The organism is Paraclostridium sp., from assembly GCF_051657365.1.
GTDB lineage: Bacteria > Bacillota > Clostridia > Peptostreptococcales > Peptostreptococcaceae > Paraclostridium.
Map to the genome: position 1 here is coordinate 1 of NZ_JBOFKN010000073.1, position 22,944 is coordinate 22,944.

The window sequence follows — 22,944 nt, forward strand, 5'->3', positions numbered from 1 at the left end:
TAGTAAAGAGTATTTTTAATAGCTTTAAAATTAATCTTAATAAATATTATTAATATTACAATTAAAATGTTACTTTAATATAAATTATGATAAAATAATTCAAATTTACGTAAAAACAGCAATATAGCATATCTAGAAATAATTTACTTAAATACTTTACTTTTAAATTATGTTAAAATGTATGTTGACTAATACATAAGATTATATGTTAGGGGGAATTATACGATGATTTTTAATGAATTATGCAATACTTATAGTTTTATTAATAACTTAGATGATTATGGTAAAAATATTTTAAAATCTAATTTAATCGTTGAGAATTTTGAATCTAGTTATCAAATAATGGGTAAAGGTGGACAATGTAGCGGATTTTCGTTGATATTAAAAGGAATTATAAGAGTATATAAAATATCAGATAAAGGTAAAGAAGTAACTTTATATAAATTATCTAGTGGAGATACTTGTTACCTGTCTATATCTTGTATGTTAACAAACGAAACTTTTCCTGCATTCGCTGAAGTCATAGACACTGCTAAAATAGTATTTATACCCAATGATATCTTCAATAAGTATATATATAATACATTGGATTTTCAAAAATATATGGTAAATAATCTATTTCAAAAATATATAGACGTTATTAATTTATTGGAAGAAATAGCTTTTGAACGTATGGATGTTAGAATATCAAAATACTTGATAGATGCTTCTAGAAAAATTAATAATAGTAACTTTTTATATCTAACACAAGAACGAATTTCACAAGAACTAGGAACTAGCAGAGAGGTAGTTACTAGAATTCTTATGGATTTTAAAAATAAGGATATTATAACTACTCAAAGAGGTAAGATAACTATAATTAATAGAGAGAAATTAAACTACATAAGCCAATTATAATTTATAAATTGACATATATTATTTTTTCAGGTAAAATTATAAAGAATTGAATAAACTTTATTTACTCTTGTTGAGGGAGTAGTTAGCACAAATGTGTGATTAGATCAACATAATGGCTTATTAAAGTCTGGTCTAATCTTAAATAACGAGACTCATACACGATAAAATTCGTGTATAAGTCTCGTTTTTTTTGTGCATATTATAAAAAGTTAAGGAGGAATAACATTATGAGTTTAGTATCAATTTTACTTACTTCATTTGCATTATCGATGGATGCTTTTGCAGTATCTATAACAAAGGGGATGACCCTAAAAAATATAAGTACAAAGTTAGCTTTTAAAATAGCCTTTTTCTTTGGTTTATTTCAAGGTGGGATGCCTTTAATTGGTTGGGCACTAGGAATTAGTTTTGAAAGTTACATAAAATCTTTTGATCATTGGATTGCTCTTATTTTACTATCATTCTTGGGAATTAAAATGATTTATGAATCTATAAAAGGTAATAATGCAGATGAAATTGCAATAGATTTAGATGGATGTGAATTAAGTAGAGATATAAATGAATATGACATAAAAATGAAGGATTTATTAGTTTTATCTGTAGCTACTAGTATTGATGCTCTTGCAGTAGGTGTAAGCTTTGCATTTTTAAATATCTCTATAATACCTGTGGTTAGCGCTATAGCTGTAATTACTTTTTTAGTATGTTTTATAGGAGTATTAATCGGTAAGCAAATAGGACCTATACTTAAAAATTATGCTGAAATTATAGGGGGGATAATACTTATTTGTATTGGACTTAATATATTTAATGAACATACAGAATTTATATCTAATTTTTTTAAATAATTAAGTCATTTTAAATAAAATGGATAAAAAAGGCCTCGAGAACATTTGTTCGAGGCTTCTTTTTTATCCATTTTTAAAATCTATTTAGTAATATTATCTATATCAAACTCCATATTTCCATCTACAATCATATTATTTAATTTACACTCAAATAAACTATTTAAATCTTCATCTATATAAAGTATATATTTTGGAACGTACTCATCCTCATCTATTTCACTATCTATAATTTGAAAAGGAGCTATTAGAATTTGGTCTAAATTCAAACTTAATTCAGGTAATTTGTTAAATACCTCTTCACTATTATCATAGTTTTCATTAGCTAATAGTTTATACGTTTCATAACTTTTTTTGTAATATAAACTAGCTAACATATACTCACATTTTTTATTACCCAATTTAGCTCCTTCCTTAAAGTATTTCTCAGCTTCTGAATCTTCATTTAGCTTTAAACTTAATTGCCCTAAGTTAAATATAGATTCTATACACTCGTTTAGTCTTGGTTTTTCATACCAATATTTAGCACTTACATAATCCTTATAATAAATACTATATATTATTCCTAACATATGTTGCGAATAAATATTATCTTCATTTGCAGGAACCTCAAACATTTTTTTTGCTAACTCATAATTTCCATCCTCAAATGCTAGTTTTCCTAGATGTATCCTAGCATTTATGTGCTCCTTATCAACTGCTTGTTCATAATAATTACTTGCTTGTTTATAATTTTCAAGGTTTTCATATAGAAGTCCTAGTTTATATAATGATTCTACATCATCATTATTTACCGCTCTGTTATAATAATATATAGCTTTATCTGATTGATGTAAATCTACATATATAGCAGCTAATTTTATTTGAACTGATAAATAATCATCTATATCTAAATAATATTCTATAGCTTTATCTATTTCACCTATTTGAATATATAAATCGCCTATATTTTCAATAGCTTCTTTTACTCCATTGCCAATAGCTTTTTCATATAAACTTATAGCTTCTTTATAATTTTTTTCTTCAAATAAAATTCCTGCTAAGTTGTTAGTAGCCTGTATAATATTATTTTCAGATGCTTCTTGATAATACATTTTCGCTTCAACAAGATTGCTATCTCGATTATATATATTACCTAGTTTATATCCTGCTAAAGAAATTTTTTTATCATATGCTTCTTGATAGTGCTTTTTCGCTTCCTCATAATTTTCTTGTTCATCATATACACAACCTAATCTGTAATGACAATGTATATTGCCATTTTCTGCACCTTTTTTATAATATATTTTAGCTTCATCTAATTCTTCATTTATTTCTAATAATAATCCTAAGTTAAAACAAGCTTTTTCATATCCAATTTTGTATAATTGTTTATAATAAGATACAGCCTCTTTATAATTTTCATTTGATTGATGTATAAGTGCTAAGTTAAACTTTGCATAATCATTCCCTAGTATAGCACCTCGCATATAACTATCTGATGCTTTTTCTAAATCATTTAAATTTGTATACAAAACCCCTAAATTATAAAATGCATCAGATAACTTTCCATCACAAGCTTCATTTAACCATTTTATTGACCTTTTATAGTCGCTTAACTTGTAATGTACTACCCCTAGATTATTTTGAGCATTTAAGTGACCTAAAATTGCTATTTTTTCATACCAATAAATAGCATATTCATAAGCATTTAGCCTATAATATATGTTACCTAATTCATAAGCAGCTTCTTCTATATCATTTTTAAAAGCTAGTTTAAACCACTTTTCAGCTTCCTCTATATTGTCTTCACTTTGGTAAAGTTTAGCTAAAGTATACTGAGCCTTATTATAATTATTTATAGAAGCTTGTGTCAATAATTCCATAGCATCATCTATTTTACCTAATTTCATATAAAGAATTGATTTTGTATATAAAACTTTAGGATCTGTTGGTATCCCCTTAATTTTTTTTATTGAAAATTTAATGTTATTCATATATTACTCCATACCTACCTTTAATATTTCTCTTTACAATATTTTACCATATTAATTAACTTATATTGTCTAAACTTTATATAAATATAAAATAAAAAATATCACCGAAAATTAATATTCGGTGATATCTTTTATTTTATAGTACTTAAGTCTATATAAGCTTCTATCTGAGGAATATATAACATGTTATCTTTTATATGTGTATTCCCAAATTCTTTCAACTCTAATCCTTCATTATCTTTAGTTATTTTATACTTTACAATTTGTTTTTCTTCATCAACATCGCCGAAAAAATAAGTTCCTTCATACTGTTTAAATCTAAAATTAAAATCATCTTTAGTTAACTTGATTTTTAAATTTTTCATATTTAATTCCTTTCGATAATAATTTAAAGCTATCATTATATTATAGGAAAATGTATATATTAATTCAAGATAAAATATTAATCTATACTTATTTTTATTGAATCATTATTTTTAGTTTGTATATTAGCAATGTTGCCACTCAAGTTTGAATCAAGTGCATGAATCACTATTTTAGATAAGTTTTCATTATCAACTAAATCACTTTTGAAATTTAGCCAATTAAATCCATTTACTTTAACCATTCTCTTTACAAATTCAACGGGAAATTTAAGACTTATTTTATCCCCTTCATTGGATAAAATTCTTATTCTGAAAAGCCTATCTTCTTCCACATTATTAAATTTATTAGCCATTTAATTCACCTCTATTTTTACAATTTTTAATTAAACTTACAATTATATTTATATGTATAATTTAACACTTAAAATTAATCTATTTAATTAATAATATGATAGGTGTTTTTAAAAATATAACTTTAATTTATCAAGCTTTTATAATGATTACGGAAAATTTAACCTATTTTTTACAATTAAAATTAACTTGCAAAAAGATTGAAAATTACATAGTGTTTTGCATATTTAATTTTATATAGAATCTTACGAATATTCTATATAAAACATTTTTAAATATAAAGTAAATATATATTTGTTTTAATAAAAAAATTATGAAAATAAACATACATTTTAAATATTTGTTAACAGAATTATTTTATTATATACAGAATACATTTCTAATGAATACCTATAAAATATATTGTTATTTTTTTGACTTTACAGAATTTGTATTATTTTCTTTTAATTCCATTTTATATTGCAAAATTTTCCAAACGGTGTAAAATTAAACCAACAATAAGGAAACATTTTCCTAACTGTTTTGATTTCAATAATAAAATTTTATGAAATGAGAGGTTATTTTATGAATCAACAAGAGTTAAAACGTTTTAATTTTAATAGTTGGGCTTATATTATCAGCTATGCTTTTATGGGACTTATGAGTGGGGTAGCATTTGATGTATTAGTTACCTTTTTACAGCAAGTTAATATTTCTACAGCAAGTTCATTCTCTTCATACATGGGGGTTAGTAGCTTCGTATGTGCAGCAATATTACTATTAGTTCCAAAGTTGGGATATAAAAAAATTATAATAACTGGACCATTAATGATTATAATTGCATTATTATCTATTTCTTATGTAAATGTAAACCTTATATATCCAATAGCTACACTAGCAATTCTTGTTGGTGTAACATTATTTGACGTAGTTCTTCCTCCGTATCTTACAGCCTATACTGAGGAAAAAGATAGAACTAAAGTTTTTTCAAGAGCAATGTATATTAATGTAGTTGGAATGACTATTGCGACTTGGTTTGGTGGTACTCTTTCTGTTGCTAGATTAGCTTCTAGATTAGGGATTTCAAATGATAGTGCTAGTTTGTTAACAGAAAATATAAAAGGAATGTCATCTTCTCACCTCCATCAATTTATATTAGCTCAAAGAGATGTGTTACTTATGTTTGTTGTAATTGCAGCACTTTCTCTTATTCCACTTTTATTTATAAAAGAGAAAAAATCAGATTACTATGAAGAAACTCAAGAAAAAAGAAAATTTGATTGGTCTATATTTAAAAATAAATATGTTTTATTATGGTTAGTATATTTTGCAATGATAAGATTTGGGGCCTCATTAATTGTTCCTTATTTTTCAGTATTTTTAAATAATGAACTGGGTATTTCAAGAGCTACTACTTCACAACTAGTATCATATCAATATTTTGCCATGGTAATATTCTTATTTATATCACCTTGGGTAGTTAAAAAACTTGGTAATGTTATAGCTCTTGGAGGTTTAGCACTTTTATCTATACCATTTATGTTAATAATAGCTAATGGTAAAGTCTTTGGAGGAACAATGGTTTTAGCTGTTGGAGCTGGGTTATTTTTTAGATCTGGATTTATGAACTGCGCAAATCCAATAATGAACTCACTTCCAATGGAATTTGTTGATAAAAATACAAGACCTGCGTATAACTCTTTAATATTTGTAGCAGGTGGAGTCACTTCTATAATAGCAGGTCAGTTTACTAAATTATTCTTATTTAAATTACCTGGAGGCTACTCAAAGGCTTATTACATAACAGCAGTTATATATTCATTAGCAGCAATTTTACTATTAGTTGTATATACTAAAAAATATAATAGACATGGACATGACAAGACAAAAAATGAAGCTGCATAAGATTTAATTAAATTAAAAAAGGAATTATCTTTTAATAGATAGTTCCTTTTTTGTGCTCAAAATACCCCTTTTATTAAATTTTATTTTATGATAAAATCTTTCTAGTATATAACTAAATGTTAAGATATTGAATATATAGTGTAAAAGGGAGATGGATAGAGGTGTTTAATTATATTAAGTTTGCTATTTTTCAAATTATAGGTTTTATATTATCAATATTTAAATTGAATAAAATTTTCAAATCCCCTAGTAATTTTAGTATGGAAAATAAATTTAGTTTTTTAAAAAAGCAAGCTGGAAATTCTTTAAAGTTGGTAAATATTAATATTAATATAGTAGGTAAAGATAAAATACCAAAAGAACCAGTACTATTTGTTGTAAATCATTCTAGTATGTTAGATAGTTATATATTAATTGCTAGTGTTGACAGACCTATAGGTTGTGTTATAGCTGATGAACCTATTTGGAAAAGCATGCCTATAGTTAATAAATGGGCGTCTGTTATAAAAAGTGTATATATTAATAGACATAACAACCGAGAAGGTTTAAAAAGCATTATAGAGGCTTCTAATACTATAAAAGATGGCCACAGTATGGCAATCTTTCCTGAAGGTGACTTAACATGGATCAGAGATCCACATTCTTTGGTATCAGAGTTTAAAAGTGGAGCGTTAAAAATTGCATACAAAGCTAAATGTCCTATTGTACCTTTAGTTATAAAAAATTCTAAAGAAACTTATAGTGGCTATGAGCCTATTGGAAAAATAAAATCTACAAATGTAGAAATAGAATTTTTAGATCCAGTATATAGTCATATACATAATCCTAAAATAAAAACTTCTGATTTGAGTGAAAGTATACGAGAAGATATGATAAAATCTATTTTAGAATTTAATAATAGTTTAAAAAATGCAGCATCTATATAGATGCTGCATTTTTTAAATATAACGCGCTCCGCCTTCAATATTATTTTTATCTTTTGTATATATAGCTTGTTTTACTACTTCTTTAAACATAAGAGGCTTATTTATATAATTTTTTATATCAATTCCTGAATTAGCATGGATGCATGTCTTTAAATATCCATTTATATCTAAAATAATTTCATTACATCCTTTGCATACATTAAAATCATTATGTGTATCTATACTTATGAGTCCATTAGAATCACTTAACTTATAATATCTATATCTTTTGTTTACATAATTTTTTTCTTGCAAACTATCTGCGTTATTTAATATGTTTTGTATATTTACATATCCTTGTTTAAAAAATTTCATACAACTAGCATCTGGAATCAATTCAGCAAAAGAAACTTCTATTGGTAATGATTTACTTAAATTAATAAAATCAAGCATTTCGTCAACATTAAAATCATTTATGAGCGTACAAATTATTTTAGTATTTATATTAGATGTTATACACTTCTCAAGGGTTTCCAAAACTTCATTTATATTTATATTATGATTTAACTGTTTATATTTATATTGTTTTAGAGATTCTAATCGTATAGAAATATCTGTAAGTCCATAAGATTTTAATTTGTCAACTTTGTTTTTTATTCCAAAACCATCACTTACTATTCCAATAGTTTCTACTCTACATTCACTTTTAAAGTAATAAATTAAATCATATATATTTAGTCTATCTACATCACCTTCAATATCTAACTCTATAATATTAATGCCTAGATTACATAAACTTTTTACAGCAAACTTTATATCCTCATTGCTCAAAATCGCATCAGAGCCTAATGATATAGCAATTTTGTTTATATCTCTGTTATATCTATCTATCATAATTACAACACCTCTTTATAATAAAGATTATTACCTTTTATCTTTTCTATGGGAAAGTTCTCCGTTATTTTTAACTAATAATATTTCAGCCATTATCCCAAAGGCTATCTCTTCAACACTGCTAGAGGATATATTAAGACCTACAGGTGCATATACATTATTTAATTTATCTAAGCTAATACCTTCACCTATAAGTTCTTCTTTTAAGTTTATCCACTTTTTCTTACTTCCGATCATTCCAATATAAGCTACATCTGAGTTTATAATAGATCGTAAAGCTTCTATATCTTTTTCATAACCTCGAGTAGCTATAACTATATACGTATTATCACTTAAACTAATATTTTTTAAAATTTCATCTATATTTCCAGAATAAATTTCGTCTATACCTTTAAATCTTTCTTCATTGGCAAATTCTTCTCTGTCATCTACTACTATAGAGTAAAAATCTAAACTCTTTGATACATTGTATATAGCATGTCCTACATGTCCGCCTCCAATAATTAAAAGCTTAGGCTTTGGGTTAAATACTTTTATATACCCTTTTATATATCCCCCACATTTCATTGTAGTTTCTAATGACTCATCATTTAGAGAATATTCAAAGTTTAAATCATTTCCACTTTCTAAACATTGTCTACATTTTTTTATAACAATATGTTCAACCATTCCGCCACCAATAGTTCCCATTATAGTTTCATCTTTAAAAAATGCCATAGTGGCACCTTGCTTACCTGGGCTAGACCCTTTAACTTCTGTAAGTGTGACAAAGCAAACTCTATTTCCTAATTCTAATTCTTCATATATTTTCTTTAATATATCTTCATGCATTTATATATCACTCCAATTCATTAAAATAGCTTCTAATACTCCTCCTGCTATACACCTTGCTTTATCTGATATAGTATCACTGTTTTTAACTTCATCAACTCTAGGATCTATATCAGCAATTTTAAGATTTTCATATACAAAACTTCCATCTCGTATAATACCTCTTAAAAGACCATCCATAGTAGCTAATATTTCAGTATTTTCATCACCATGATTTATAATAGCGATAACCTGATTTTTTTTAACAATTTCACCTATCTCACAAATGTTTTTTATAGTACCTGATTGTTTTGAGTATATAACTCGTTCTTTACTAAATCCATTTATACTTCCAGGAATGCCTGTATTTTTAATTGCACATCCTCGATTTATTACTTTACCTAAATCATGACCTCTCATTGTTTCTACTACAAAATCAACATCACTACCTACTGTAAACCCAGGACCAAGACCTATTGTAATAGGAGCCATATCTATATTAGTTCCTATATTTTTTTTTGCTATTATTGCGTCTATAACTACCTTTGGTTTTAACTTTTTTATTAAACTACCTTCTGGATCTATTGCAACACATGCTTTTTTCAACTTAAAAGCATCATGTATTTCTTCTTTGTTTTTTACAAATTTACATATAACATTTTCTATACATACTTCATCCTCATAAATTGCTTCACTAAAACATACCTTTCTTCTTATCGACAAAGGAATTTTAACTTCTAAGGCTAAAACGTTAAATCCACATCTATTTAGTTTATGTATCACACCAGATGCTATATCTCCTGCACCTCTAATTATAACAAGATCATTAATCATTGGTCCTCCATTATCAATATCTGTCTTTATAATACTATTATACAATAAGATATATATATATTATATTAATTTTACATAATTACATAAATAAAAAGTGGATATCTAAAGTTAAAGATACCCACTTTTTATTTATTTGTTTAGAGCTAGTTTTTTTGATTTTTTAAGTATTGATTTGGAATAGATACTAACTATATTTGGCATTGTTTCTATCCCTATATAAGCTAAGGTACAAGAAATAATAGAAGCTATAAGTATAGATACTTTTGCTAAATTTATAACTTGTAAATTACCCTCAAAAGCTATTTCTGTTACAAATATAGACATCGTAAACCCTATACCTGCTATTAAAGAAACTAAAAATATTGATGACCATCTAGCATCTCTTGGTTTTTCTGCAATATGAAGCTTTGTAGCTAAATATGTAAAAATCATAATTCCTATAGGCTTACCTAGAACAAGTCCTAAAATTATACCATTCATCAAATTATTAGCATTAACCATATCAAAGCTTATATCTAGACTTATACCTGTATTAGAAAAAGCGAATAGCGGTAATATAATAAAATTGCATAATGGTGTAAAGTAATGTTCTATTTTTTCAGATATACTATGTTTATTATTTTGATACTTTGTTTTAGTTGGTAGCATCATAGCTAATATAACTCCAGCTATAGTTGCGTGTATACCACTTAAGTATATTGCTACCCATAAAAACAAACCTAATAATAAATATAAAATTACCGAATTATGTTTATTTAGTTTGTTTAATAACGCTATAAAACTTACAATTAATAATGCAAATCCTAAAGCATAATAATTGAAATTAGATGAATATAAAACCGCTATCATAAGTATTGATAGTAAATCATCTACGACTGCTAATGATAATAAAAATACCTTTAATGAAGGATTTAATTTATTTTTAAATATCATAAATACTCCAACAGCAAAAGCAATATCTGTAGATATGGGAATTCCAACGCCTGAAGAATATGGTGTTGATAAATTAAATATAAAAAATATTATAGCTGGGAAAATAACTCCTCCACAAGCAGCAAGAATTGGAAATGCAGCTTTTTTTATATTTGAAAGGTGACCATATAAAATTTCCCTTTTTATTTCACATCCAACTACTAAAAAGAATATAGCCATAAAAAAATCATTAATAATCATATGAATATTGAAATGATTAAATACAGTAACTTCTTCAAATAAATAGTGATACAAATTTTTAAAAGGACTATTAGCAGTTATTAACGCTATGATAGTTGCTAAGCAAAGTAATGCGCCTGGTAAATGCCTCAGATTGAATAAAACTCCCTCTTTTTTTATTAGTTGTATTAAACCCTTTGATGTTTTGACAATTTAAACTCATTTTCATCATCCCCTTTAATCATTGTGCAATATCAAAACTCAACATTAATTCTAGTACAATATAGTTCGTATTTCTAGTAGTTAATCATCATATTAAGTAAAAATCGTTTGACTTTTTTCGATTTTTTAATACAAAAAAACCTATTTTAATTTTTTTATTCGTATTTTAAAAACAATATCACTTAATATAATAAACATTTAATTTTAAAACGATTAAATATTAAAATATTTGTTACTTTATGGTTCAAATAAAAATAGATAGTCATCAATTATAATAATTGATGACTATCTATTTTTATTTAAATCCAATTATTTGTCCGATTGTTAAAATTAACATACATGCTAATATCAAAATTGAAAATATAGGTAATATATATCTTATCCACTTAGAATAAGGAATATTTGCAAGTGCTAGTGCACCCATTAAAATTCCAGAAGTAGGAGTAATCAAATTTGTAAGTCCAACTCCAAATTGATAAGCTACGACTATTAATTGAACTGAAACTCCAACTAAGTCTGATAATGGAGCTAGTACAGGTATTGTAAGCGATGCCAATCCGGATGAAGATGGTATTAAAAATGCTAGTAAAGCTTCTATAATTAATGTTAAGTTAACAAATATAGGCTTAGGTAAAATCTGAAGGAATCCTGCGGCGGAATTTAGCATAGTATCTATTATAAATCCATTTTTAGCTATTATAACAATTCCACGAGCAAGTGCTATTGCAAGTGCTGCAGAAACTAAATCTTTAGATCCTTCTATAAAAGATATAGCTATATCTTCTTGGCTTATACCTCCTATTATACCCGATAAAATACCTATAGCTATAAATATCATAGCTATTTCAGATATATACCAACCTAAATTTAATACGCCCCAAATCATAGTAATCATACCTATAGTAAATATAATTAGCACTCCAACTTCTTTAAGTGTAAAATCTTTCATATTAGAAGATTCTAATTCAAGGTGTTGTTTAGTTTTTAAATCAATTTCATAAACTATTGACCTTGTAGGTTGTTTTTTAATTTTATTAGCATACATTACGACCATTGTAATAGCTATAGTCATTAATACTATAAAAGTTACTACTCTAAAACCTATACCAGACCCTGGAGCTATTTGAGCTAAAGCTTGAGCTATACCAACAGAAAATGGATTTATTGTAGATGCTATTGTACCAACTCCAGCACCTAAAAATACAGTTGAAATTGCAGTTAAAGAATCATATCCAATAGATAACATAAGAGGTATAAATATCATATAAAATGGGAGAGTTTCCTCTGACATACCAAAAATTGTACCACCTAACCCAAATAGTATCATAGATATAGGAATTATTATAATTTCTTTTCCCTTAAGCTTCTTTATAACTTCATTTATACCTGCTTCAATAGCACCTGTTTTGTTAACTATTCCAAAAGATCCTCCAACCAATAAAACAAATCCAACTATTTCAGCAGCATCTATAAATCCATCTATAGGAGCTTTAAATATAGCTTCTATTCCTTGTGGAGATCTAGTTACTGTTTGATAAGTTCCAGGAACAACAACTAACCTATTATCTACTTCTTTTCGTTTAAACTCACCACTTGGAACTATCCAAGTTAATATAGCCATAAATACTATAAGTAAAAATATTATTGTAAATGTATGTGGTATTACTAATTTTCTTTGCTTTTCCATATCAAATGCTAATACCTCCTTAAGATAAAACCTTTGTTTGTATTAGTTATTACCATTTTTAAAATTTTAAGCAATAAAATATATCACTAATATTTTACAAATTTCATATTATATCTAAGCATAATAAGGGGGAACTTTTATGATATCTTTTATTTTGTATGGAATTTGCATAGCTTTACTTATTATTTCTTTTTCAAAGGATAAAGTTAAAACAAAGAAGGCTTTTATGAATGGACTTACATCATTAGAAAGAATAATGCCTCAGTTTTTATTTATAGTAATATCTATAAGCATAGTTTTATCTATATTAAATCCAACTTCTGTATCTAATCTTATTGGTCCAAGTTCCTATTTGAAAGGAATAACTATTTCATCTATATTAGGATCTATTACGACAATGCCTACCTTTATTGCATTTTCTACAGGTGATATATTATTAAAAAATGGAACTGGATATGCTCAAGTAGCAGCTTTTATATCAACTTCAACTATGGTTGGTATCTTAACTTTCCCTTTAGAATCTAAATTTTTAGGTAAAAAATGTGCTTTTTATCGAAATTTACTAGCATTTATATTTTCATTTATAGTAGCTATTATTATAGGAGGTATTTTGGGTTAATGAAAATTATAGTAGCGAGATATAAGTACTTTTTAATAAGCTTTTTATTTTGTATACTAATATGGATTAAATATCCTGAATTCGGTTGTACTATATTAAATAATGCTCTATCAAATATTTTTCAAATGTTATCTATATTACCTGCTGTAATGGTAATTTTATCTCTTTTAGATATATGGATACCTCGTGAATATTTTATAAAATATATGGGCTGTAATTCTGGAATTATAGGAATAGCATTATCATTTTTAATTGCATTTTTTGCAGCTGGTCCTATGTATGCAGCTTTTCCATTTGTTGAAGTATTAAGTCGAAAAGGGGTTAAGTTATCTAATATAATAATATTTTTAAATGCTTGGTGTGTAACTAAGCTGTCTACTTTATTATTTGAAATTAGTTCACTTGGATATGAATTTACACTTTTACGGTTTATAATAAATGTTCCTGCAGTTATAATTATGGGATTTCTAGTTAATTTTCTTATAAATAGAAGAAATCATATAAATTAAAGTTTACTTAAATAATTTATTTGCATAATTTAATTTTGATTATCATAAATTTAATTGCAAGAATAAGTTTATTATAGTTAGATAAATGTTCGGAGGTGTTTAAATGGCATCTAATGTATATGTAGTTTTACAAAAAGACTTAGGTTACAAATTAACTATTAATGACTCATCTATAACATGTGAAGACTTTAAAAAAACATGTGATATCATAGTTAACGAATATGGAAAAGATATTTTTATAGTACATGAAAAACTCATTGAATTATATGGATTTAATAAAGCTTCAATACAATGCGTATATAAAATAGAATAGCATATAAAAATATACCATCCTTAAATAGGGTGGTATATTTTTATATTGGCTAAATATCTAGTATAGAGACATACTCATCACTATTTAATTTTTTTATGAATTCACTTATAAGTTTTACTGTATTATCATAATCATCCTTATGTATTATACTAGCATGTGAATGTATATATCTTGTAGGTATTCCAATACTTATACAAGGAGCTCCATTATGTGCTACATGCATTTGACTTGCATCTGTACCTCCAAATGGAAGAGCATTTATCTGATAAGGTATTTCAAGATCTTTTGCTAAATTAACTAAATAATTTTTAAGGCCTACATGACCTACTAGTCCTCCATCAAATATATGTATTTGTGGCCCATCTCCAAGCTTTCCATCTCCTAATCGAGTATTACTACCAGGCGTGTCATTAGCTATACTAACATCTAATGAAAACCCTATATCCGGATTAACTACATTAGATGCAGTTTTTGCTCCTCTACATCCAACTTCTTCTTGCACTGTACCTACTGCATATACAATATTATCATGTTTTTGCTCTTTTAATGCTTTTAAAATATCTATACACAGAGCACAACCTACTCTATCATCCCAAGCCTTAGCAACCAAATATTTTGGATTAGCCATTTTAGAAAATTCAAAGTATGGAGTAATCATATCACCTTGTCTTATACCTAAATCTTCAACTTCTTCTTTTGAACTAACACCTATATCTATAAACATATTGTCTTTATCTATAGATTCACTAGCTTCCTTGCTTGGCTTACCACTTATTATTCCTATGTATTCATCACCTTTAGAAGTAGTTATTGTAACTCTTTGACTTAACATTACTTTTCCATTCCATCCACCTAGTGTTTGAAAAGTTATAAATCCTTTTTCATCTATGTTAGTTACTAAAAATCCTATTTCATCCATATGTCCAGATATCATTATTTTAGGTCCATTTTCATTACCTATTTTTTTGCATATAAGGCTACCTAGTCTATCTGTATATATTTCATCTGCATATTCATTTATATAATTTTTCATTAAATCTCTCACATCTTTCTCATTTCCCGGTACTCCTTTTGCTTCTGTAAGTAATTTAAACATCTTTAATTGATTATCCATCTTTAATCCCCCTAAATATGTAATTTATATAATTATATATTTATTTATTACTTATTTCAATTATTTTCCAAATTTTCTAATTAATTAAAATGTATTTTTGTAATTAACTTTGGATATATATATCTATTGTTCTTCGTCCCCAATCATATGCTTCATTCTCACTATTCATAAATATATCTATCTTATTTCCTTTTATAGCTCCACCACAGTCCTCCGCTACAAATGTTTGTCCAAATTGAGGAATGTATACTTTTGTACCATAAGGTATTATTCTAGGATCAACAGCTATTGTTCCCCACTTAGGAATCGTTCCTGTAGATGTTATACTATCTCCAGCATAAGCTGTTGCTACTACGCTCATATGATTCGTCGAATTATTATCATTAGAATTTACAGAGACAGTCTGAACTTCAGTTGAGTTACCATTATCAGTTTTAGATTGGTTTTTATTTACACTTATAGAATCATTAATTTCTGAATTAAAGGTTTTTTGAGTAGCTTCAACTCTAGAAGTAGCAACTACAATCTCTTCAAATACTTTACTTCCTTTTGAAATTATTTTATCCTTAGGATCTTTATATACTAATTCTTTTGAAAAGTTTTTTTCAACTAGTTTTCCATTATGATATACAACATTGTAAATTAAGTTATTTTTACCTTTCTCACCTTCTTGATATACCAAAGATTTACCTTTTAATACATTTTTATCTTCTACAATTTTAGTTTCAAAGTTTATTTCTTTATATTCAGATACAACTCCTGTACAAACATCTATTAATTCAATAACCATATTATCTTTTAATTTAGTTTCTAATTTGATACTTTCTTTTTTTATTCCATTTAATGTTACATTTGCTATATCATCATTATCAAATTTTAAATTATGTTCTTTTATAATATCATCTATTGTATATTTAAAAGTAGAAATCTCTTTTATTCCTGTAGTAGTTATTATTTTTACGTCTTTTTTTGATGTTTCATATCCTAAAAATATTCCTCCAAATATAGCTACTATACCAAGTAATCCTATTAAATTTTTTTTATTTTTTAATTCCATAAAAAATCTCCTTCCTTACTTTTATTAAATGGGTATAGTAATATATATTATTGATATTTTCAGAATATGTAACCTTTTTGTAACTAATTTCATATTTCATCCAAAAAAATAGCGTACTCCAGCTAATTACTGAACTACGCTATTTTAAAACTTATAAAATTATTTTTACTTTTTCTTTAATACTTATGGAATCAGAAGTTACATTACAATCATAGGAAATTATATTCACTCCATTTAAACTAGCATTTTCTAATGCCCTTGCAAATTCGTCGTGCATCTTAGTGTTAGGTGTAAAATATTTAACTCCATCCATCTGAACTAGGAAAAATATATAACTTAAATAACCATTTTTTCTAGCTTCTATAAGTTCATTAATATGTTTTAATCCTCTTTCTGTTTTTGCATCTGGAAATAAAACAACTCCATCCTCTTCTAATGTAACACCTTTAACTTCAATAAAAGCTTTTTTATTTTTAGTTTCTATATAAATATCAAACCTAGACGACTTATATGTTTTTTCACATTTTATAAAAGTGATTTCTTCATCTAATTCTGGCAAAACTATAGAGTTATTTAATAAAGCTTCATAAACTACTTTATTAGGAACTTGTGAGTCCATATTGATAAGCCTATTTCCTTTTATTACACTTATTAAAGAAAATTTAGTTTTTCTGTTTGGATTATCATGTTCTTGTAAATAAACACTGCATCCTGGCACTAATAATTCTCTACATTTACCGGTGTTTTTAACATGTACTATTTCTTCTTTTCCATTAACTATACAATGAGCTATAAATCTATTTGGTCTTTTTAAAAATATAGCTTTTATCATATTTTCATATATCATTTTTCTCTTCCTTTACTAATCAACTGATTTTAGAGACTCAACCATTTTTATTTTTTTCAACTTGTAATACATACATAAATTTACTAAAGTTGAAAAAGTAAATGTTAATAGTGCAGATAGTATAAAGCTAGTAGTTTTTATTTCTCTTCCAAACATAATAAATTCTAATTCTGCAGTAGTCATTATAAATTGATGTAAGAATATTCCTAAAAATAGTCCTAAAAAAGTTCCAATTACAGTCAAAACAATATTTTCCCTAAATACATAGGACGATACTTCCTTATCATAAAATCCAAGAACTTTAATAGTCGCTATTTCTCTTATTCTTTCACTTATATTAACATTTGTAAGATTGTACAAAACTATAAATGCTAATGCTCCAGCAGATATTATTATAAGTAATACCACACTATTTAAATTAGCTATCATATCTGAAAAAGATTCTTTTGCACTTGTATTAAATGAAGCTGAGCTTATATTGTCTAATCTCATCATATCTTTACCAAGCTTATCTTCAGATTTATCACTACCTGATGTACTTATCAATATTTGATTAAATTTAATATTTTCTTTAAATGTTTTTTCATATAATGGAGCACTCATATATATGTAATGTCCTACATAATTTTCAACTATGCCTGATATTTTCACCTCGAACTTTTCATTATCCGCATTTTCTAATATAATTGAATCTCCACTATGCACTTTAAGTAATTTTGCTAATTTTTCTGTTATCAAAACTCCATTATCATTTAATGTATACTTTGTATTACTTACCCTATTTTGAAGGTTTATAAATTTATTTAGTTCATCTTTATTTTCTGGAACTATAATATTTGCATCTTTTTGTATAGAATTATTTAAAACTTTAAAGCTCTTACTTTTTACATTTAAATATTTTTCAATTCGGTTATCTTTATTTATATATTCAAGCTCATTACTTTTTTTGTTCTTATCTATTTCCTTACTATATGTTAGTGTTAAATCATATTTTATTATACTACCATATTGATTATTAACTATAGATGATATTGAATCTTTTATTCCAAATCCTGTAACTAAAAGAGCACTACATCCTGCTATTCCTATGATAGTCATAAAAAATCTTTTTTTATATCTAAATATATTTCTACAAGTTACCTTTTGTATAAAGTTTAAATTGTTCCATATAAAACCTATACGTTCAAGTAATATTCGCTTACCTTCTTTAGGTGCCTTAGGTCTCATAAGTATAGATGGAACTTCTTTTAATTCAGTATAACAAGAATATATAGAAGCTATAGTAGTAGTTAAAACAGCTATTAATGTAGATAGCAATACTAAATTTACATCAAAATTTAAACTAACATTAGGTAAAGTATAAGTCATACTTGCATATGCATTGTATATTATCGTTGGAAATACTGTAAGTCCTATAATATTTCCAAGTATACTTCCGCCTATACTAGCTATTAGTGAATATAGAATATACTTAAGCATTATTGAGAACTTATTATATCCTAGTGCTTTCATAGTCCCTATATTTATTCTTTGTTCATCTACCATTCTTGTCATAGTAGTTAAGCATATAAGTGCTGCTAATGAGAAGAAAAATACAGGAAATACTTTTGAAATTGAAGCTATACTCTCTGCAGAATTTTCATAATCTACAAATCCATAGTTCGAGTTCCTATCAAGTATATACCATTCACCTGATTTTATATCTTTAAGTTTATTTTCTTCTTCTGATAATTTATCTTGAGCTTTGATTAATTCATCTTCTACCTTTTTTTTATTGTGATTATAAGAATTTTCCCCTTTTTCAAGTTCAGTCTCACCTTTTTCAATTTTATATTTTGCTTTTTTAAATTGACTTAAAGATTCATTTTTCTTGTCGTTTATATTATTTTTTTGAATGTTTAATTCTTCTCTACCTTTATTTATTGCACTTTTGGATGTTTCAATATTTTTTTCCGTTTCAATAAGTAAATTTTCTTTAGCTTGTATTTTTGCATCATCTTCACTTATAGATTGCTGTGATCTTTCCAATTTTTCTTTACTTTGAGATAATATTATTTCTAGCTCTTTTCTCTTTGAATCATCTAAGTATTCATTAGAAAGTAATTCTTCTATACTTATTACATAATCTTGAATCTTTTTAATACCATCTTCCTTTGATTTAAGTGCATTTTTATCATTTTCAATTTCATTTTGAATAACTACTTTATTTGAATTAAATTCATCTATTTTTTTATTCAACTCTTTTTCATTACTATTTAATTTACTTTCCTCTGATTTTATTTTAGATTGGGATGATGCTATAGCTTCATCAAATTCTTTTTCTTTTTTATATAATTCATTTTTATTATTTTCTAAATCTTTTTGAGCAGTTTTAAGTGTGTGCTTAGCTTTTTCAAGTTCCTTATAAGCTTCTTCTTTTTTATTATTTAAATTTACTTTTCCTTGATTTAGTTCTTTGTTAACGGTCTCTACAATTTCTTCATATCTTGAATTTGATCTAGTTTTAGCTAAAGATTCTAGTTGATTTTCAGTTTTATTTATAACATCTTCATATTCCTTTGTATATGAATTGAAATTTTTTGCTCCCTTTACAGTTATGTAACTTTCTGTATATGCATCTAATTTAAATTCATTATCTAAAACCATAATAAAACTATCTAACTGACCACTACCTATATTACTACTACCTTTTGCTCTAGATATATAATAAGGTGTTTTAACTTTTCCAACAACTTTATACTCTTTGTGTTTTAAAGTATCATCTAAATTATCATTATTATCTCCATACAGCTTTAGTGTGCTTCCAATAGGTATATTAAGAGAATTATCTACAACACACTCATCCGGTTTTGTAGGATATTTGCCGGTTACTATTTTAACTTTATTTATGTATTCCTTATCATTTTGAGGTAACCCGTGTACCTTTAAAACTAATTGATTATTATCTATACTTGTTAATACTTCTTTTGAATATGTAGGATATATATTTTCAACTGTATCTATTTTAGATATTGCAGTTATATCTTTATCTGTTAATCCTAAATTAGAGATAACGGATATGTCCATCAAATTATTATTATCATAGTACTTATCTGCTGTTAACTCCATAACGGGAGATGAAACTTTTATCCCCGTAAAAAAAGAAACCCCTAATGTTATTATGGCAAATACCGATAAAAATCGTCCTTTAGATTTTTTTATTTCTCTAAATGTATCTTTAAGTAAAGGGCTTTTCATATTTACCACTCTATCCTTTCTATAGGAATAGGGTTTTCATTTTTAACTACATCATGAATTTTACCATTTCTAACGGTTATAACTTTATCTCCCATAGGTGCTAGTGCCATATTATGAGTAATTATAACAACTGTCATTCCAAAGTTTTTATTAGTATCTTGAAGTACTTGAAGTATTGCTTTTCCAGTATTGTAATCTAAGGCACCAGTAGGTTCATCACATAATAAGAGTTTTGGATTTTTAGCTAATGCCCTAGCTATGGCAACTCTTTGTTGTTCACCTCCAGATAATTGAGATGGAAAATTATCTTTTCTATGGTCAAGTCCAACAGACTTTATTACATCTTTTGGATTTAATGGATTTTTACAAATTTGAGTTGCTAATTCAATATTTTCTACAGCAGTTAAATTTTGAACTAAATTATAAAATTGAAATACAAAACCTATATCATGTCTTCTATATTTAGTTAGTTCTTTTTCACTATACTGACTTATATCATTATTGTCTACGAGTATGGTTCCAGATGTTGATGAGTCCATTCCTCCTAAAATATTTAGTATAGTACTTTTACCAGCACCACTAGCTCCAACAACTATAACTAATTCGCCCTTATCAATAGAAAAATCTACTCCATCCAGCGCATTTATTTTAACTTCACCCATTTTGTATATTTTTTCTACATTCTTAAATTTTATGTAATCTCTCATATCATCTCCTCCTATTTCATATAGTCATTATACACTATTTAAGATGATAACGAAATCCGGTTTCATGTTTATAAATTCAAAATTAACTACTCTTTTAATTCTTCATACTTAATACCATTTTCACTTGCATCATACGCCTTATGTTTTGGAGTATCCAAAGCTGTTGATTTACCAAAGTAATAACCTAAAACCATACTAAATATAGGTATAAATTCATTTGGCTTTATAGTTCCTTTTAAACTTAAATAACAAAATACAGCCGTTAAACAAAGTGCTATTACTTTTCTTACACTTGTAAATATTCCTCTCATAACCATCACTCCTTTTGATACATATTTATTCAAATAAATATATGTATATACCTAGGCCATTAGTTATAAGATAAATAAAAGGAAGCTAAGTTAATAGCTTCCTTTTATTTATCTTATAACTTTTCTTGTTAAAGTACCTATTCCTAAGCCCATCATAATAATTCCTATTAATATTTCTATGTTTGTAAAAATATAACTAGTAGTAGTTGGTTTACAGTTAATTGTTCCTAACCCTCCAAATGCTCCTATACTTAAACTTATAGATTCATTAATGTCACTTAAAAACTTAGTAAAAGATAGATTTTTTAGAGTATGTATATCATATATAATAGTTTGATTATCTATTTCTACTCCAACAAGTAAATATATAATTGAAAACACAAATATTATAGCTAAAGATGAAAACACTGCAAATTCAGGTCTTTCACCATATCCACAAGTTAAAAAATATATATAAGATTCTACTTTAGGTAATATTTTAAGTGTTTTTCGTTGAACATTTTTACATAAATAATAATATTCTCCAAAGTTATTATTTAAAGAATTTTCCTTGAATTTATTTGCTATTGTTTCATAGACCATATAAATACCTTCATACTCTGACCTTGTTTTATATCTAATTGGAATTTTATCAACAAAACTTTTTTCATCTAATTTAGTTTGGAATTTATCTCTAAATTCTAAATTTTCAATATAAGTTGATATGAATTTACCTCCGCATAAATCACAATCAGAAATAATTATCATATTTAGTTCGCAATTAATTATTATTGCATTAGTCATATCATTTAGTTCAAAATTAGTATCTTGTATTTTACAATTTTCAAAAATTACAAATGATAAAATACAATTTGAAAATTTTGCGTAAATATTACAATTACTAAAGTTACATGTGAAATTGTCATATTTATTTAAAGATGGTTTGTTAGAACTATCTTCTTTTATGAAACTACAATTTTCAAAAGCAACACCTCCTTGTTTAAAGTCGCAACTTTCAAATAAACATCCTATAAATCTACAGTCTTTAAATTTTATATTTGAAAATTCACATCCAATAAACTTGGTGCATGCTATATCTTTACGTTCTATAATTAAAAATTTATCTTCATCTAAAATACCAGGTAATCCAAATTTATTATCATTAAATACTTTATAACTATATTTTTCACATGGATTATAGTTTTTCAATAAATTTTTATGTTTTAATATACTAGCAAATAGAATTTTATTGTTTTGTTTTCTTTTTTGAAGTTGTTTCTTAGCTACAAAAACTTCTTCTTTAAAATTTATATACGCCATATAAATTCTCCTAATACTATTTATTTTGTGATTTTTCCTCATATATATTTTTTATCATCTAACATACTAAATTCACCATAAAGGTTTTTAGTAAATATTTTATATGCCT

Annotated in this window: 22 protein-coding genes; 7 read left to right on the forward strand and 15 right to left on the reverse strand. The window is 26.0% G+C overall.

Annotation, left to right across the window (positions count from 1 at the left end):
* Window positions 1–225 precede the first annotated feature (225 nt).
* Both ACRCYC_RS05070 and ACRCYC_RS05075 read left to right on the forward strand, forming a co-directional pair.
* Complete coding sequence (locus ACRCYC_RS05070) at window positions 226–897, forward strand: Crp/Fnr family transcriptional regulator (RefSeq protein WP_438618014.1); 672 nt, start codon at window positions 226–228, stop codon at window positions 895–897.
* Between the two features lie 227 nt (window positions 898–1,124).
* Window positions 1,125–1,745, forward strand: a complete 621-nt coding sequence (locus tag ACRCYC_RS05075) for a manganese efflux pump MntP (RefSeq protein ID WP_438618015.1) — start codon at window positions 1,125–1,127, stop codon at window positions 1,743–1,745.
* A gap of 80 nt (window positions 1,746–1,825) precedes the next feature.
* Here ACRCYC_RS05075 and ACRCYC_RS05080 read toward each other — a convergent pair whose 3' ends face one another.
* From ACRCYC_RS05080 to ACRCYC_RS05090, 3 genes are all read right to left on the reverse strand, one after another.
* A complete protein-coding gene (locus ACRCYC_RS05080) occupies window positions 1,826–3,718 on the reverse strand; it encodes a tetratricopeptide repeat protein (protein WP_438618016.1) in 1,893 nt (630 codons plus the stop codon).
* 131 nt (window positions 3,719–3,849) lie between these two features.
* Entirely contained in the window at window positions 3,850–4,083 is a 234-nt protein-coding gene (locus ACRCYC_RS05085; RefSeq protein ID WP_438618017.1) for a hypothetical protein, read from the reverse strand.
* A 77-nt stretch (window positions 4,084–4,160) separates the two neighbouring features.
* Entirely contained in the window at window positions 4,161–4,436 is a 276-nt protein-coding gene (locus ACRCYC_RS05090) for a hypothetical protein (protein ID WP_438618018.1), read from the reverse strand.
* Window positions 4,437–4,998: 562 nt separating this feature from the next.
* On the opposite strand from ACRCYC_RS05090, the gene ACRCYC_RS05095 reads away from it, so the two are divergent.
* Together ACRCYC_RS05095 and ACRCYC_RS05100 are read left to right on the forward strand one after the other, a co-directional pair.
* Window positions 4,999–6,318, forward strand: a complete 1,320-nt coding sequence (locus ACRCYC_RS05095; RefSeq protein WP_438618019.1) for an MFS transporter — start codon at window positions 4,999–5,001, stop codon at window positions 6,316–6,318.
* A gap of 260 nt (window positions 6,319–6,578) precedes the next feature.
* Entirely contained in the window at window positions 6,579–7,244 is a 666-nt protein-coding gene (locus tag ACRCYC_RS05100) for a lysophospholipid acyltransferase family protein (protein ID WP_438618020.1), read from the forward strand.
* Window positions 7,245–7,256: 12 nt separating this feature from the next.
* On the opposite strand, the gene ACRCYC_RS05105 is transcribed toward ACRCYC_RS05100, so the two are convergent.
* The 5 genes from ACRCYC_RS05105 to ACRCYC_RS05125 all read right to left on the reverse strand — a co-directional run bounded on the left by ACRCYC_RS05105 (window position 7,257) and on the right by ACRCYC_RS05125 (window position 12,822).
* Window positions 7,257–8,117, reverse strand: a complete 861-nt coding sequence (locus tag ACRCYC_RS05105) for a radical SAM protein (RefSeq protein WP_438618021.1) — start codon at window positions 8,115–8,117, stop codon at window positions 7,257–7,259.
* Between the two features lie 30 nt (window positions 8,118–8,147).
* A complete protein-coding gene (locus tag ACRCYC_RS05110) occupies window positions 8,148–8,948 on the reverse strand; it encodes an XdhC family protein (protein ID WP_438618022.1) in 801 nt (266 codons plus the stop codon).
* Window positions 8,949–9,761, reverse strand: coding sequence for a selenium-dependent molybdenum cofactor biosynthesis protein YqeB (gene yqeB / locus ACRCYC_RS05115; RefSeq protein WP_438618023.1), 813 nt, complete (start codon window positions 9,759–9,761; stop codon window positions 8,949–8,951).
* A gap of 129 nt (window positions 9,762–9,890) precedes the next feature.
* Entirely contained in the window at window positions 9,891–11,126 is a 1,236-nt protein-coding gene (gene nhaA / locus ACRCYC_RS05120) for a Na+/H+ antiporter NhaA (protein WP_438618035.1), read from the reverse strand.
* A gap of 304 nt (window positions 11,127–11,430) precedes the next feature.
* Window positions 11,431–12,822 (reverse strand): YfcC family protein, encoded by a 1,392-nt coding sequence (locus ACRCYC_RS05125; protein WP_438618024.1) that lies wholly within the window; start codon window positions 12,820–12,822, stop codon window positions 11,431–11,433.
* Window positions 12,823–12,961: 139 nt separating this feature from the next.
* Here ACRCYC_RS05125 and ACRCYC_RS05130 point away from each other — a divergent pair, with 139 nt between their 5' ends.
* The 3 genes from ACRCYC_RS05130 (at window position 12,962) to ACRCYC_RS05140 (ending at window position 14,263) form a co-directional block, all read left to right on the forward strand.
* Window positions 12,962–13,441 carry a permease gene (locus tag ACRCYC_RS05130; protein WP_438618025.1) on the forward strand — a complete coding sequence of 160 codons (480 nt, stop codon included), beginning with the start codon at window positions 12,962–12,964 and terminating at the stop codon, window positions 13,439–13,441.
* Window positions 13,441–13,950 (forward strand): permease, encoded by a 510-nt coding sequence (locus ACRCYC_RS05135; protein ID WP_438618026.1) that lies wholly within the window; start codon window positions 13,441–13,443, stop codon window positions 13,948–13,950. Before ACRCYC_RS05130 ends, ACRCYC_RS05135 begins: the two co-directional genes overlap by 1 nt.
* A 103-nt stretch (window positions 13,951–14,053) precedes the next feature.
* The gene (locus ACRCYC_RS05140) at window positions 14,054–14,263 is read left to right on the forward strand and encodes a hypothetical protein (protein WP_438618027.1); all 210 of its coding nucleotides are present in this window, start codon (window positions 14,054–14,056) and stop codon (window positions 14,261–14,263) included.
* 49 nt (window positions 14,264–14,312) lie between these two features.
* Here ACRCYC_RS05140 and ACRCYC_RS05145 read toward each other — a convergent pair whose 3' ends face one another.
* The 7 genes from ACRCYC_RS05145 to ACRCYC_RS05175 all read right to left on the reverse strand — a co-directional run bounded on the left by ACRCYC_RS05145 (window position 14,313) and on the right by ACRCYC_RS05175 (window position 22,835).
* The gene (locus tag ACRCYC_RS05145; RefSeq protein WP_438618028.1) at window positions 14,313–15,377 is read right to left on the reverse strand and encodes a M42 family metallopeptidase; all 1,065 of its coding nucleotides are present in this window, start codon (window positions 15,375–15,377) and stop codon (window positions 14,313–14,315) included.
* A 103-nt stretch (window positions 15,378–15,480) separates the two neighbouring features.
* Window positions 15,481–16,434, reverse strand: coding sequence for a 3D domain-containing protein (locus ACRCYC_RS05150; protein WP_438618029.1), 954 nt, complete (start codon window positions 16,432–16,434; stop codon window positions 15,481–15,483).
* Window positions 16,435–16,585: 151 nt separating this feature from the next.
* On the reverse strand, window positions 16,586–17,281 hold the full coding sequence (sfsA, locus tag ACRCYC_RS05155) for a DNA/RNA nuclease SfsA (protein ID WP_438618030.1): 696 nt from the start codon (window positions 17,279–17,281) through the stop codon (window positions 16,586–16,588).
* A 15-nt stretch (window positions 17,282–17,296) separates the two neighbouring features.
* On the reverse strand, window positions 17,297–20,518 hold the full coding sequence (locus ACRCYC_RS05160) for an FtsX-like permease family protein (RefSeq protein WP_438618031.1): 3,222 nt from the start codon (window positions 20,516–20,518) through the stop codon (window positions 17,297–17,299).
* A gap of 2 nt (window positions 20,519–20,520) precedes the next feature.
* Window positions 20,521–21,225 carry an ABC transporter ATP-binding protein gene (locus tag ACRCYC_RS05165; protein WP_438618032.1) on the reverse strand — a complete coding sequence of 235 codons (705 nt, stop codon included), beginning with the start codon at window positions 21,223–21,225 and terminating at the stop codon, window positions 20,521–20,523.
* Window positions 21,226–21,311: 86 nt separating this feature from the next.
* On the reverse strand, window positions 21,312–21,536 hold the full coding sequence (locus tag ACRCYC_RS05170; protein ID WP_438618033.1) for a hypothetical protein: 225 nt from the start codon (window positions 21,534–21,536) through the stop codon (window positions 21,312–21,314).
* Window positions 21,537–21,644: 108 nt separating this feature from the next.
* Complete coding sequence (locus ACRCYC_RS05175) at window positions 21,645–22,835, reverse strand: pentapeptide repeat-containing protein (RefSeq protein ID WP_438618034.1); 1,191 nt, start codon at window positions 22,833–22,835, stop codon at window positions 21,645–21,647.
* Between the last annotated feature and the right edge of the window lie 109 nt (window positions 22,836–22,944).

Coding starts and splice junctions, on each gene's coding strand:
- ACRCYC_RS05070 (WP_438618014.1), top strand. CDS start 226: ATGATTTTTAATGAATTATGCAATACTTATAGTTTTATTAATAACTTA.
- ACRCYC_RS05075 (WP_438618015.1), top strand. CDS start 1,125: ATGAGTTTAGTATCAATTTTACTTACTTCATTTGCATTATCGATGGAT.
- ACRCYC_RS05080 (WP_438618016.1), bottom strand. CDS start 3,718: ATGAATAACATTAAATTTTCAATAAAAAAAATTAAGGGGATACCAACA.
- ACRCYC_RS05085 (WP_438618017.1), bottom strand. CDS start 4,083: ATGAAAAATTTAAAAATCAAGTTAACTAAAGATGATTTTAATTTTAGA.
- ACRCYC_RS05090 (WP_438618018.1), bottom strand. CDS start 4,436: ATGGCTAATAAATTTAATAATGTGGAAGAAGATAGGCTTTTCAGAATA.
- ACRCYC_RS05095 (WP_438618019.1), top strand. CDS start 4,999: ATGAATCAACAAGAGTTAAAACGTTTTAATTTTAATAGTTGGGCTTAT.
- ACRCYC_RS05100 (WP_438618020.1), top strand. CDS start 6,579: ATGGAAAATAAATTTAGTTTTTTAAAAAAGCAAGCTGGAAATTCTTTA.
- ACRCYC_RS05105 (WP_438618021.1), bottom strand. CDS start 8,117: ATGATAGATAGATATAACAGAGATATAAACAAAATTGCTATATCATTA.
- ACRCYC_RS05110 (WP_438618022.1), bottom strand. CDS start 8,948: ATGCATGAAGATATATTAAAGAAAATATATGAAGAATTAGAATTAGGA.
- yqeB (WP_438618023.1), bottom strand. CDS start 9,761: ATGATTAATGATCTTGTTATAATTAGAGGTGCAGGAGATATAGCATCT.
- ACRCYC_RS05125 (WP_438618024.1), bottom strand. CDS start 12,822: ATGGAAAAGCAAAGAAAATTAGTAATACCACATACATTTACAATAATA.
- ACRCYC_RS05130 (WP_438618025.1), top strand. CDS start 12,962: ATGATATCTTTTATTTTGTATGGAATTTGCATAGCTTTACTTATTATT.
- ACRCYC_RS05135 (WP_438618026.1), top strand. CDS start 13,441: ATGAAAATTATAGTAGCGAGATATAAGTACTTTTTAATAAGCTTTTTA.
- ACRCYC_RS05140 (WP_438618027.1), top strand. CDS start 14,054: ATGGCATCTAATGTATATGTAGTTTTACAAAAAGACTTAGGTTACAAA.
- ACRCYC_RS05145 (WP_438618028.1), bottom strand. CDS start 15,377: ATGGATAATCAATTAAAGATGTTTAAATTACTTACAGAAGCAAAAGGA.
- ACRCYC_RS05150 (WP_438618029.1), bottom strand. CDS start 16,434: ATGGAATTAAAAAATAAAAAAAATTTAATAGGATTACTTGGTATAGTA.
- sfsA (WP_438618030.1), bottom strand. CDS start 17,281: ATGATATATGAAAATATGATAAAAGCTATATTTTTAAAAAGACCAAAT.
- ACRCYC_RS05160 (WP_438618031.1), bottom strand. CDS start 20,518: ATGAAAAGCCCTTTACTTAAAGATACATTTAGAGAAATAAAAAAATCT.
- ACRCYC_RS05165 (WP_438618032.1), bottom strand. CDS start 21,225: ATGAGAGATTACATAAAATTTAAGAATGTAGAAAAAATATACAAAATG.
- ACRCYC_RS05170 (WP_438618033.1), bottom strand. CDS start 21,536: ATGAGAGGAATATTTACAAGTGTAAGAAAAGTAATAGCACTTTGTTTA.
- ACRCYC_RS05175 (WP_438618034.1), bottom strand. CDS start 22,835: ATGGCGTATATAAATTTTAAAGAAGAAGTTTTTGTAGCTAAGAAACAA.